This window comes from Streptomyces sp. CNZ287 (assembly GCF_007827615.1).
In genome coordinates this window covers 412,392-425,367 of sequence record NZ_VISV01000001.1, presented here as the reverse complement: position 1 = coordinate 425,367, position 12,976 = coordinate 412,392, and the positions used below count along the sequence as shown (strand labels likewise).

At 72.6% G+C, this 12,976-nt stretch carries 7 protein-coding genes and 2 pseudogenes; 5 read left to right on the top strand and 4 right to left on the bottom strand.

The features are described from left to right. Positions 1-228 precede the first annotated feature (228 nt). Entirely contained in the window at positions 229-2,037 is a 1,809-nt protein-coding gene (locus tag FB457_RS01870) for a phosphoenolpyruvate carboxykinase (GTP) (protein WP_145780566.1), read from the bottom strand. A gap of 244 nt (positions 2,038-2,281) precedes the next feature. On the opposite strand from FB457_RS01870, the gene trhA reads away from it, so the two are divergent. The 4 genes and pseudogenes from trhA to FB457_RS01850 all read left to right on the top strand — a co-directional run bounded on the left by trhA (position 2,282) and on the right by FB457_RS01850 (position 5,525). Next, a complete protein-coding gene (trhA, locus tag FB457_RS01865; protein ID WP_047017755.1) occupies positions 2,282-2,971 on the top strand; it encodes a PAQR family membrane homeostasis protein TrhA in 690 nt (229 codons plus the stop codon). A 156-nt stretch (positions 2,972-3,127) separates the two neighbouring features. Further along, on the top strand, positions 3,128-3,466 hold the full coding sequence (locus FB457_RS01860) for a hypothetical protein (RefSeq protein WP_253911402.1): 339 nt from the start codon (positions 3,128-3,130) through the stop codon (positions 3,464-3,466). A gap of 99 nt (positions 3,467-3,565) precedes the next feature. Further along, positions 3,566-4,869 (top strand): annotated as a pseudogene (locus tag FB457_RS01855) (MFS transporter); the annotation flags it as partial. Further along, a complete protein-coding gene (locus FB457_RS01850) occupies positions 4,866-5,525 on the top strand; it encodes a TetR/AcrR family transcriptional regulator (RefSeq protein WP_486588899.1) in 660 nt (219 codons plus the stop codon). The pseudogene FB457_RS01855 and the gene FB457_RS01850, both read left to right, overlap by 4 nt. Before the next feature lie 32 nt (positions 5,526-5,557). Here the strand turns inward: FB457_RS01850 and FB457_RS01845 are convergent, their stop codons facing one another. Both FB457_RS01845 and FB457_RS01840 read right to left on the bottom strand, forming a co-directional pair. Then, entirely contained in the window at positions 5,558-7,714 is a 2,157-nt protein-coding gene (locus tag FB457_RS01845; protein ID WP_145780564.1) for a thioredoxin domain-containing protein, read from the bottom strand. Between the two features lie 196 nt (positions 7,715-7,910). Beyond that, positions 7,911-9,122, bottom strand: a complete 1,212-nt coding sequence (locus tag FB457_RS01840; protein ID WP_047017757.1) for a pyridoxal phosphate-dependent aminotransferase — start codon at positions 9,120-9,122, stop codon at positions 7,911-7,913. 108 nt (positions 9,123-9,230) lie between these two features. Here FB457_RS01840 and FB457_RS35805 point away from each other — a divergent pair, with 108 nt between their 5' ends. Next, a complete protein-coding gene (locus FB457_RS35805) occupies positions 9,231-11,459 on the top strand; it encodes a P-loop NTPase fold protein (protein ID WP_486588898.1) in 2,229 nt (742 codons plus the stop codon). On the opposite strand, the pseudogene FB457_RS01830 reads toward FB457_RS35805, so the two are convergent. After that, positions 11,395-12,975: pseudogene (locus FB457_RS01830) on the bottom strand (N-acyl-D-amino-acid deacylase family protein); the annotation flags it as partial. The gene FB457_RS35805 and the pseudogene FB457_RS01830 overlap by 65 nt on opposite strands. Between the last annotated feature and the right edge of the window lies 1 nt (position 12,976).

Below are 12,976 nucleotides of genomic sequence, written 5' to 3'. Positions count from 1 at the left end.
TCCCATACCCGTCGCTCGCTCGTGCAGTTGCCCTGCACTGCCAAGTCTTCCGCGTTTCCCGGGCATTCGGCATCCCCCTGTGGATAACTCGGCCGGATGACGCGGTGAATGAAGAGCTGATATCACCGCGTGTCCGGTACCCGAGCGGAATTGGGGGCGGGGAAAAACACGGACCGGCGGGTACGACGCCGTTGTCGTACCCGCCGGTCCGGCCGGCCGCGTACCAGGTCAGCCCAGGCGGTTGACCAGCGCGCGGTACTCGTCCCACAGCTCCTTCGGAGTGTGGTCGCCGAAGGTCTCCAGGTGCGCGGGGATCAGCGCGGCCTCATCGCGCCAGACTTCGGGGTCCACGGAGAGCAGGAAGTCGAGCTGCTCGTCGGTGAGTTCGAGCCCGTCAACGTCCAGTGCGCCCTTGGCGGGCAGCACGCCGATGGGGGTCTCGACGCCTTCGGCCTCGCCGTTGAGCCGTTCGACGATCCACTTCAGCACGCGGCTGTTCTCGCCGAAACCGGGCCAGACGAACGATCCGTCCGCGTCCTTGCGGAACCAGTTGACGTAGTAGATCTTCGGAAGTTTCGCGGCGTCCGCGGAGGCGCCGACCTTGAGCCAGTGGCCGAAGTAGTCGCCCATGTTGTAGCCGCAGAAGGGCAGCATGGCGAACGGGTCGCGGCGCAGCTCGCCGACCTTTCCCTCGGCGGCGGCGGTCTTCTCGGAGGCGACGTTGGCGCCGAGGAAGACGCCGTGCTGCCAGTCGAAGGACTCGGTGACCAGCGGCACCGCGGTGGCGCGGCGGCCGCCGAAGAGGATGGCCGAGATCGGCACGCCCCTGGGGTCCTCCCACTCCGGCGCGATCGTCGGGCACTGGGCGGCCGGCACCGTGAAGCGGGCGTTGGGGTGGGCGGCGGGGGTGCCGGACTGCGGGGTCCAGTCGTTGCCGAGCCAGTCGGTGAGGTGCGCCGGGGGCTCGTCGGTCATGCCCTCCCACCACACGTCCCCGTCGTCGGTGAGGGCGACGTTGGTGAAGACCGAGTTGCCCCACAGGGTCTTCATGGCGTTGGCGTTGGTGTGCTCGCCGGTGCCGGGCGCGACGCCGAAGAAGCCGGCCTCGGGATTGATGGCGTACAGCCGGCCGTCCTCGCCGAAGCGCATCCAGGCGATGTCGTCGCCGATGGTCTCCACGGTCCAGCCGCGGGTGGTCGGCTCCAGCATGGCGAGGTTGGTCTTGCCGCAGGCCGAGGGGAACGCGGCGGCGACGTACTTGGACTCGCCGCGCGGCGGGGTGAGCTTGAGCACCAGCATGTGCTCGGCGAGCCAGCCCTCGTCGCGCGCCATGACGGAGGCGATGCGCAGGGCGTAGCACTTCTTGCCCAGCAGGGCGTTGCCGCCGTAGCCGGATCCGTACGACCAGATCTCGCGGGTCTCGGGGAAGTGCGAGATGTACTTCGTCGAACTGCACGGCCAGGGCACATCCTGCTGCCCGGGCTCCAGGGGTGCGCCGACGGAGTGGACGGCCCTGACGAAGAAGCCGTCGTCGCCCAGCTCGTCGAGGACCGCGCGCCCCATGCGCGTCATGGTGCGCATGGCGGTGGCGACGTACGCGGAGTCGGTGATCTCGACGCCGAGCGCGGAGAGCGGCGAGCCCAGCGGGCCCATGCAGAAGGGGACGACGTACATGGTGCGGCCGCGCATGGCGCCGCGGAAGAGGCCGCCGTTGCCGGAGGTGCCGGTGAAGACCTCGCGCATCTCGGCCGGGTCCATCCAGTGGTTGGTCGGCCCGGCGTCCTCCTCCTGCTCGGAGCAGATGAACGTACGGTCCTCGACCCGCGCGACGTCGGTCGGGTCGGACGTGGCGTAGTACGAACCGGGCCGCTTGACGGGGTCCAGCTTCGTGAACGTGCCCTTGGCGACGAGCTCGGCGCACAGGCGGTCGTACTCCGCCTGGGAGCCGTCGCACCACACGATCTCGTCGGGCTGGGTGAGGTCGGCGATCTCCTGGACCCAGGAGAGGAGCCCTTCGTGCCTGGTCGGGGTGGTCATGAGTGCCGCTTGCTCCAGATGTAGAGGGTTTGGGATGTTTCTTCTCTTCTGTCACATCTATCTGGTTTTCAAGACCATTACCCCTTGGGGGTGCCGACCCGGTCGCCGCTCATATGAGCCCATCCGGTGTCGGGTGTGCGCTCGTTTGATGATGAGGTAGCTCAGACGTCATGTCCAGTCAGCTCCTGCGTGAACAGCGCCACTCCCGGGCCGCTACCTACGGACGCGTCGGTAGCATGGGCGGATGAGTGCGACGGGCGAGGGAGAGCTGCAGCGGGTCGCGAACGCCGCGGCCGCCGTGCTCAAGCCGCGGCTGCGCGGCTGGTTGCACGCGGTGATGTTCCCGGCGGCGCTGTTCGCGGGGGTGCTCCTGACGGCGATGGCCGAGAGTCCGCGCGGCCGGCTCGCCTGCGCGGTCTACACCTTGACGGCATGCCTGCTCTTCGGCGTCAGCGCGCTCTACCACCGCGGCGACTGGGGCCCCCGGGCCACGGCCGTGCTGCGCCGGCTCGACCACGCGAACATCTTCCTGATCATTGCGGGCACGTACACGCCGTTCACGATCCTGCTGCTGGAGGGCGGCAGGCAGCAGGCGCTGCTCTGGTTCATCTGGGCGGCGGCGCTCGCCGGGATCGCGTTCCGTGTGCTGTGGGTCGGTGCGCCGCGCTGGCTCTACACGCCCTGCTACATCGCGATGGGCTGGGCGGCCGTGTTCTTCCTGCCGGACTTCATGCGTGCGGGTGGTATCGAGGTCCTCGTCCTGGTCGTCGTGGGCGGTGTGCTGTACAGCGCGGGCGGCGTGATCTACGGGATCAAGCGGCCCAACCCGTCGCCGCGTTGGTTCGGCTTCCACGAGGTCTTCCACTCGTTCACGCTGGCGGCGTTCGCCGTCCACTACGTCGGGATCTCCCTGGTGGCGTACCGCCACGCCTGAGCCGGGCCGGGGGGGGCGACCCGGTCATCCGGTCATCCGGTCATCCGGCTGTCCGGGTGATCTGCTCGTGTCGGCTTCTGTACTTCGGGGCGCAAAGGCCGCGGGGGTGCTGTTATTCGGGGCGAACAACCACCCCTCGCTCCCCGTGGAGGCAGAATGCGCATCCGTATGCTCGCCCGCTCCCTGGCCGTCAGCGCCGTCGTGGTCGGTCTCGCCGGTGCCGGTGCCGGTGTCGCTTCGGCTCAGGCCGCGCAGCCGAAGTCCGGCAAGTCGTGCTGCACCAAGGCGTACTACAACAAGTCGTTCAACAAGATCCACAAGGAGAACAACAAGCTCCACAAGTCGTTCAACAAGATCCACAAGACCTGGAACAAGATCGACGTGGACGTCGACGTGGAAAACAAGATCAACAGCCGTGTCTCGGGCAACAAGTACACGGAGATCAGCCCGTCGTCCACGGTGGTGTTCGGCCCGCTGCAGAGCTACAACCGCTAGGCGGCGATTCCAGGTCCGGCCCGCACCTCCTCCTGCGCGGGCCGGACCTTTGCTGGTGCCTCCGCCGCCTTCCCTGCCTGGGTCGCCTGCGGCCCTGGCGTCATAGGCCCGTTCGTCTCCAGCCCGGAGGCGGTGATCGTCGCGCGTGCGGTGATGGGCCTCGGCGGTGCGCTGATCGTGCCGCTCGCTCTCTCCGTCATCCCCACGCTCTTCGACGACGACGAGCGCACGAAGGCCATGGGCGCGGTGACGGCCGCCATGGCCGTCGGCATGCCCGCGGGGCCGCTGCTGGGCGGGTGGCTGCTCGACCACTTCTGGTGGGGCTCCATCTTCGTGCTGAACATCCCGCTGGTGGTTCGCGGCATCGTGGCGGTGCTGCTGCTGATACCCGAGACCCGCGACCCCTCGGTGCCGTGGGTCGACCCGGTCAGCACGGTGCTCAGCGTCCTCGGTCTCGGCGGGCTGGTCCTCGGCGTCATCGAGGGGCCGGCGCGGGGCTGGGGGGATCCGCTGGTGGTGGGGCCGCTTGCCGGCTCGGCGGTGCTGCTCGGCTGGCTGGTGCTGCGGGAGCGGCGCGCGGTCCGGCCGGTGCTGGACCTGGAGTTGCTGGGCGACCGCGCCTTCCGGTGGAACGCGATCGTGGCCGTGCTCGCGACCTTCGTCATGGCGGGGCTGCTCTTCGTGCTGCCGCAGTATGAAGGCGGTGCTGGGCAACGACCCGTTCGGCACGGGGCTGCGGCTGATGCCCCTGATGGCGGGGCTGCTGGTGACGGCGCGGGCGGCGCCGTCGCTGATGGCCCGGTTCGGCTCGCGGATCGTGGTCAGCGCGGGGATGGCGGTCTTCGCGTTCGCCATGCTGCTCGGCAGCCGTACGGACGTGTCCGACGGGTACGGCTTCACAGCGGTATGGCTGGCCGCCACCGGCCTGGGCCTCGGGTGCGCGCTGGTGCCGACCATGGACGCCGCCCTCGGCGCGCTGCCCCCCGGCCGCGCGGGCAGCGGCACGGGGCTGCTGACCACGCTGCGGCAGGTCGGCGGCGCCATCGGGGTCGCCCTGCTGGGCAGCCTGCTGAACGGGGTGTTCACGGACCGGCTGGACACGGAGGGGGTGCCGGGGGCCGCGGCGGAGAAGGCGCGGGAGTCCGTGGTCGCGGCGCACGCGGTCGCCGAGCGGCTGGGCGCACCGCGGCTCGCGGAGTCGGCCGACTCCGCGTATGTGCACGGCATGGGCCTGGCGTTGCTGGTCTGCGGAATCGCCGCGCTGCTCACGGCGGTCGTCACCGCCGTCCGGCCGCCCGAGGGCGGGCAAGGGGAGGAACGGGGATCGGGGAGCCCCCGGAAGGAGGGGGAAGACCGGCCGCGGCGCCGGAATAGCCGCGGCCAAGGGCGGTGCAGGACAATGAGGAGCATGGCCTCCTCCCGTACCTCCGCCGCCCCACCCGTCGCCGCCTCCCAGGCGGCTTCGGTCGCCGAGGCCGGGCTCGGCCTGCGCGAGCGCAAGAAGCTGCGCACCCGCCAGGCGATCCGGCAGGCGGCGTACCGGCTGATCGGGAAGCAGGGGTACGAGCAGACCACCGTCGAGCAGATCGCCGAGGCCGCCGAGGTCTCGCCGAGCACCGTCTTCCGGTACTTCGCGACCAAGGAGGACATCATCCTCACCGACGAGTACGACCCGGTGCTGGAGCAGGCCATCCTCGACCGGCCGGCGGACGAGCCGCCGCTCGTCGCGCTGCGGGAGGCGGTGGTCGCCTCGCTGCGGCTGCTCTACGACGAGTTCCGGCCCGAGTTCGTGCTCCGGATGCAGTTGGTGCGCGAGGTGCCGGCGCTGCGCGCGCAGATGCACGAGGGCATGGACCAGAACGTCGAGTTGCTGTGCAGGGTGCTCTCCGAGCGCACCGGGCGGCCGAGGGACGACTTCGAGCTCCGGGTGGTGGTGGGGGCGATCTTCGGGGCGCTGACGCAGGTGCTGTTCGAGTGGGTGGACCGGGGGCCGGAGGGCGACCTGGTGGAGACGGTCGACCGGGCGCTGGCGGTGCTGGAGCGCGGCATGACGCTGTGAGCGGCCCGACCCGGTGAGGCGCGCCCCGCGACTCAGCCCTGCGGGGGTGCGGCCGGGGTCAACTGGGCGCGCAGCTCTTCGGGCCCGGTCACCGGGGCGGCGCAGACGAACCGGCGGCAGACGTACGCGGCCGGAGCGCCGTCGACGAGGGGCCGGTCCGCGAGGAGGGGAACGGCGTCCGGATCCTCGGGCAGCGCGGCGGCGTGCCGTGCCGCGGCGGGTTCCGCGGTCGAGACCGCCCCCTGCCCCTCACCCGTACCGGAGGGCGGCCCGGCGGCGACCACCGCGCCGGGGGCGGGGGAGAGGAGGGCCGTCCGGTGGAGTTCCGCGCGGCGGGGATCCTCCGGGGAGCCGACGACGGCGACCTCCCGGGGGCCGTCCAGCGCCGCCTCCGCCGCCGCCAGGCCCCAGCCGACGAAGCGGGGCGCCCGCGGGCCCAGCTTCGCCACGATGCCGAGGGCCCGTTCCGCGGCCTCGCGGTGCCGTTCGCTGCCGGTGTACGCGGCGTAGGTGAGCAGCGCCGCGGCGGAAGCCGTCCAGCCGGACGGCGTCGGGTTGTCCGTCGGGTCCTGGGGGCGCCGGATGAGCCGTTCGGCGTCGTCGGCGGTGTCGAACAGCGTGCCGCCCTCGCCGCGGAACCGGTCGAGCACGGTGTCGAGCATCAGCCCGGCGAGGTGCAGCCACGTGCCCTCGCCGGTGACGGCGGTGAGCGTGAGGAAGCCCTCCGCCACGTCGCCGTAGTCCTCTAGGACACCGGCGTTGTCGCCGGCCGCCCCGCCGCGCGAGGTGCGGACGAGCCGGGCCACCGTGCCGGGCCCGCCGGCGCCGTCCGTCATGTGCACCCGTACCAGCAGGTCCGCCGCGGCCACCGCGGCGTCGACCAGGTCCGGCCGGTCGAAGTACGCGCCGATCTCGGCGAGGGCGGCGATGGCCAGCCCGTTCCACGCGGTGACCACCTTGTCGTCGCGGAACGGCCGAGGCCGTTCCGCCCGCGCCGCCGTCAGCCGCTCCCGTACGGAGGCGATCCGCTCGGCGTCGAACGGCATGCCGGTGTCCGGCAGTTGCAGCACCGAGGCGCCCTCCTCGAAGGTCGCCGCCTCCGGCGCCCCGGGCACCCCGTAGTACGTACCCGCCAGCGCCGCGTCCTCCGCGCCGAGGACCTTGCGCAGCTCGCCGGGCGTCCACACGTAGTACGCGCCCTCGGCGTGCCCACCGCCGTCCGGCCGGTCGCTGTCGGCGTCCAGCGCGGAGGCGAAGCCGCCCTCCTCGGTGCGCAGTTCGCGCACCATGAAGTCCGCGGTCTCCAGCGCCACCCGCCGGGCGAGCCCGCTGCCGGTCGCGCGCCAGAGATGGGCGTAGACGCGGGCCAGCAGGGCGTTGTCGTAGAGCATCTTCTCGAAGTGCGGGACGACCCATTCCGCGTCCACCGAGTAGCGCGCGAAGCCGCCGCCGAGCTGGTCGTAGATGCCGCCGCGGGCCATCGCCTCGCAGGTGGCCTGCACCATCTCCAGCGCCGCCGCGGAACCGGTGCGGGCGTGGTGGCGCAGCAGGAACTCCAGCACCATGGGCTGCGGGAACTTCGGCGCGCCGCCGAATCCGCCCCGTACCGCGTCGAACTCCTTCGTCAGCTCCAGCAGCGCCCCGTGCACCTCAGCCGCCCCGGGCGCCCCGCCCCCCGCCGCGCCGAGCGTCCGCCCGGCGAGATCGGCGGCCACCCGCGCCGCCACCTCGGCAACCTCCCCCCGCCGATCCGCCCACGCCGCCGCAACCCCCTGCAGCACCTGCCGGAACGACGGCATCCCGCCCCGCGGCCGCGGCGGAAAGTACGTCCCGAAGTAGAACGGCTCCGCGTCGGGCGTCAGGAACACCGTCATCGGCCACCCGCCCTGCCCGGTGGCGGCCTGCACCGCCTCCATGTACACGGCGTCGACGTCGGGCCGCTCCTCGCGGTCGACCTTGATGCTGACGAACCCGGCGTTCAGCTCCGCTGCGGTCGCCTCGTCGGCGAAGGACTCCCGCGCCATCACATGACACCAGTGACAGGAGGCATACCCCACCGACAGCAACACGGGCACGTCCCGCCGCCGCGCCTCCTCGAAGGCCGCCGGCGACCAGGGCCACCAGTCGACGGGGTTGTCGGCGTGCTGGAGGAGGTACGGGGAGGTTTCGTGCGCGAGTCGGGTCGCCATCCGGCCATGGTGTCACTGCCGGAGCCCGGGACGCCGATCGGCACGACCCGGCATCCGGTGTGACAAGCCTGGAAGGCACGGCCCTACTCGCCGCCCTCCGCCCGGACCCGGCGACGGTGATCAAGCACCCGGACAACGGCAGAGCGTGCGTACAGGTGCGGGCTGGTGCTGATCCGATGATCCGCCGCCCTTCGGGCTAGCGCTGGCGGTAGCCGTCCAGGAAGGTGCCGATGCGGGTGATGGCGTCCGTCAGGCCGTCCTTTTCGAGGAGGGTGACGATGCGGAAGTGGTCCGGGCGGGGCCAGTTGAAGCCGGTGCCCTGGACCAGGAGGATGTTCTCCGCGCGGAGAAGGTCGAGGACGAAGCGGGCGTCGTCCTTGATCTTGTGGACCTTGGGGTCCAGGCGGGGGAAGGCGTAGAGGGCGCCCTTGGGTTTGACGCAGGTGACGCCCGGGATCTGGGTGAGCAGGTCGTACGCGGTGTCGCGCTGGACGAGGAGGCGGCCGCCCGGGAGGATCAGGTCGTTGATCGACTGCCGGCCGCCGAGGGCGGTGGCGACGATGTGCTGGGCGGGGACGTTGGCGCACAGGCGCATGTTCGCCAGGATCGTCAGGCCCTCCAGGTAGCTGCGGGCGTCCTGCTTCGGGCCGCAGACGGCCAGCCAGCCGCTGCGGTAGCCGGCCACGCGGTACGCCTTGGAGAGTCCGTTGAAGGTGAGGACCAGCAGGTCCGGGGCGTAGGTGGCGGTGGGGGCGTGGGTGGCGTCGTCGTAGAGGATCTTGTCGTAGATCTCGTCGGAGCACAGCACCAGGCCGTGGCGGCGGGCGATGTCCGTCAGGCCCCGCATCAGCTCCGCGTCGTAGACGGCGCCGGTGGGGTTGTTCGGGTTGATGACGACCAGGGCGCGGGTGCGGTCCGTGATGCGGCGCTCGATGTCGTCGAGGTCGGGCATCCAGTCGGCCTGCTCGTCGCACCGGTAGTGCACCGGGGTGCCGCCGGCCAGGGAGACCGAGGCAGTCCACAGCGGGTAGTCCGGGGCCGGGATCAGGACCTCGTCGCCGTCGTTGAGGAGGGCCTGCATGGACATCTGGATCAGTTCGGAGACGCCGTTGCCGAGGAAGACGTCCTCGACGTCGAGGTCGATGCCCTTGGTCTGGTAGTGCTGCATCACGGCGCGGCGGGCGGGGAGGATGCCCTTGGAGTCGCCGTAGCCGTGGGCGCTGCCGGCCGTGCGGAGGAGGTCCTCCAGGATCTCCGGGGGGCACTCGAAGCCGAAGGGGGCCGGGTTGCCGATGTTGAGCTTGAGGATCTGGTGACCCGCCGCCTCGCGCCGCATCGCCTCTTCGAGCACGGGGCCCCGGATGTCGTAGCAGACGTTGGCGAGCTTCGTTGACTGGATCACCTGCATGCGGCCACTGTACGGCCCGGTCCCCGGCCCCGCCTCCGGATAACGTGCGAGGCCCGTCACACGGCCGAGGGCCCGCCGGGGCCGGTCCGGAGCTGCCACAATGTCCGGATGGCGGCCCAACCCCCCACCGGCACACCGACGTTCGCCTCCCTCGGGGCCGGCACGCTCGCCCTGGTCAACGACGAGCCCGTGGCCGCGCCCGGCGACGACATCCTGGGCACGGGACTGGCCGCCGCGCAGCTCGCCCGGCTGCTGCACGCCTCCCGCGCCTCGACGCCGTTCACCCTCGCCGTGGACGCCGGCTGGGGGATGGGCAAGTCCAGCCTGATGCGGCTGGTCGACGCCAGGCTGCGGGCCGAGCCCGACGTGGAGACGGTCTGGTACAACGCCTGGACCTCCACCGGCGCCGACGCCCTCGAAGGGCTCGTGAAGTCGGTGCTCGTCCGCTTCGAGCGGCGCACGCTCAAGCGCGCGCTGGCGCGGATCTCCCGGGCGCGCGCGGTGACGCGCGGCGTACGCGCCGTCACCACGGTGCTCGGCGGGGCGGTCGGCGCGGCCGGGCTGGTCGACGAGCTGTGGACGAGCTGGGACGCGGGACCCGAGGCGCGCAACGGCATGCGCGAGGAGATCGACCGCATGGCCCGGGAGTGGGCCGGGAACCGGCCGCAGCGGCTGCTGGTCGTCTTCATCGACGACCTCGACCGCTGCTCCGAGGAGACGGTCCTCGCCGTCTGCGAGGCCCTGAAGATCTACCTCGACGTGCCGGGGCTCGTTTTCGTCGTCGGCTGCGACCGCTCCGCGCTCGGCCCCAGCGGGCTGCTGCGCGACCTGTCGCCCGCGGGGTCCGCGTTCATGGAGAAGATCTTCCAGACCAGCTACCGCATCCCCGTCGCGGACAACGACGGCGTCGGCCGCTACGTCGAGTGGTGCGCCCGCGCCGCGGGCATCGAGGGCATGCTCGACGACGCGCTGAAGAAGTTGCTGGTCGAGCGGTCGGGGCGGAACCCGCGGCGGATCAAGCGGCTGGTCAACGGCTTCGTGCTGGAGGCCACGCTGAACCCGGTCTGGTCCGGGTTCCGCCCCGAGGCGGTCATCAGGACGCTGCTGCTGCAGTACTTCTATCCGGAGTTCTACCGGATGATGACGGGCGCGTCCGGTGCCCCGGGCGGTGACGTGGTGCAGGAGTTCACGACGTACCGCCGGGTACGCCGCACGCTGCTGTCGGCGGCGCCGCCGCAGGTGTCGTCGCCGGAGTTCGCCTCGCCCGAGGAGGTCGCCGCGTTCTTCGAGCAGTACGAGCTGTCGGCGCCCGGGAGCCAGGGGGAGGCGGAGCACGGGCTGGAGCAGATGGAGCGGCGGCTGCCGGTCGGCTTCCCCGAGCACGCCGACGACCAGGGGTTCACGTCCCTGCTCGGCGAGCTGTTACGGGTGCCGGACGCGGAGCGGCTGCTGGTGCTGCTCCGCGAGGGGGCGCCGGTGGCGGTGGAGGGGACGGGCCAGGCGCAGCCGCCGGTCCCGCTCCCGTACGCCGACGAGCGGGGCATGCTCTCCGGCACCTGGGGGTCGTCCGCGGGCGGCGGGCCGTACGCGCACCCCGAGCCGTTCCCGGGGCCCTCCCGGCCGGTGACGGGCCAGCAGGCGTATCCGCAGGGCCAGCATCCGTACCCGCTGGGCCAGCAGGCGTACCCGCAGGGCCAGTATCCGTATCCGCAGGGCCAGCATCCGTACCCGCAGGGCCAGCACCCGTACCCGCTGGGCCAGGGCCAGCCCCAGCCGGCCTACGCGAGCCCCCTCCCCCCGAGGGGGGACATCGACCTCGGCCGCCCGCTGCCGTCCTCGCTCGCGCTGGAGGGCCTGCGGATCCTGTGGGTCGACGACCATCCCGGGAACAACGCCTCCCACGTCGGCCGGCTGCGCAGCCTCGGTGCCAGGATCGCCCTGGCGCGGGATCGCGGGGAGGCCGAGCAGGAGCTGGCCGCCCTCCCGTTCGACCTGCTGATCTCCGACATCACCCGCGGCGGCGAACAGTTCGCGGGCTTCGACGACCTGCGGGCCTGGCGCGACTCCGGGACGTACGACGGCCACGCCGTCTTCCTGTCCAGCCGGGTCACTCCCGAGCGCGAGGAGGCCGTGGCCGGCCTGGACGCCCGGATCTTCAACAGCGGGGACGCCCTGCTGGGCTACGTCATGGAGCTGGCCGCGTCCCTCAGGGCCCTGCGCGCCCCCGCGCCGCCCGCCCCGGAACAGTCCGCTCCCGGGCCGCCCGCCGCCCCGGGCCCCTCCCGCGCCGAACCGTCCGCCCCGGCACCGCGGTCGTCCGACGCCCCTCCCGGATGACGAACTCCCCGCCCACCAGCACGTACGGCACCCCCACCGGACCCCGCCGCGGCTCGTCGTACGTCGCCCCCGCCGCCACCGTCGCCGGGTCGAAGAGCACCAGGTCCGCCACGTAGCCCTCCCGCACCAGACCCCGGTCCGGCAGCCGCAGCCGGGCCGCGGGGCGGCCGGTGAGGTGGTGGACGCACTCCTCCAGGGTCAGCACGCCCAGCTCGCGCACGTAGTGCCCGAGGTAGTGCGGGAAGGTGCCGTACGCCCGCGGATGCGGCTTCGCGCCGTGCAGGATGCCGTCGCTGCCGCCGGTGTGCGCCGGGTGGGCCATGATCGCCCGGACGTTCTCCTCGTGCCCGACGTGCTGGAGGATCGTCGTCGCCAGCCGGTCGTCCAGCAGCAGGCGGCGGGCCGCGGCGAAGTCCGGCAGCCGCCGCCCGACCCAGTGCGCGAGCGCCGGGTCCCCGACGCCCGACACCTCGATCGTCGACCAGTCCATCGGCACCCCGTGCGACCCGTCGGAGCCCTCGACGTCCAGCGCGTGCCCGATCCGTGCCGCCGTGTCCGCGTCCCGCAGCCGCGCGAGCGTCGCCTCGGGGCCGCCCACCGCCGCCCAGCTCGGCAGCAGCGCGCCCAGCGTGGTGCAGCCGGCCAGGTACGGGTACGTGTCCAGGGTGACGTCCACGCCCTCGGCGAGCGCCCGGTCCAGCAGGGCGGTCAGCTCGGCGGCGCGGCCCGCGTTGACGTCGAAGTTGAGGGTGGCGTGCGCGAGGTGCAGCGCGCAGCCGGCGTCCCTGGCGAGGCCGAGCATCTCGGCGTACGCGCCGAGGGCGCCGGCGCCGTACGAGCGGTGGTGCGGGCAGTAGTAGCCGCCGTACGCCGCGACGACCCGGCACAGCTCCGTCAGCTCGGCGGTCGGCGCGTACATCCCCGGCGTATACGTCAGCCCCGACGACATCCCCACCGCACCCTGCTCGAGCCCCTCCGCGACCAGCCGCTTCATGTGCGCCAGCTCGTCGTCACCGGCCGGCCGGTCCTCCCAGCCCAGCGCCAGCATCCGCACGGTGCCCTGCGGTACGAGGTACGCGGCGTTCACCGCGAGTCCGTCGCCGTCGGGGCCGCGGTCGAGACGGTCGAGGTACTCGCCGACCGTGCGCCAGTCGAACGCCACCGCGTCGTCGCCGGGCCCGCCGCCGTTCCAGCCGGCGATCTGGCGGCGCAGCTCGCCGAGGGTGCGGTCGTCCACGGGCGCGTACGACAGCCCGTCCTGGCCGATGACCTCCAGCGTCACGCCCTGCGCGGCCTTGGCGGTGTGCGCGGGGTCGCGCAGCAGGGCGAGGTCGGAGTGGGCGTGCATGTCGACGAAGCCGGGGGCGAGGACGAGGCCCCCGGCGTCGAGGACGGTGCGGCCGGTGAGCCGCGGGCCGACGGCCGCGATCCGGCCGTCGGCCAGCCCCACGTCGGCGCGGTGTCCCGGTGCCCCCGAGCCGTCGACGACGAGGGCGCCGCGGATCACCAGGTCCATG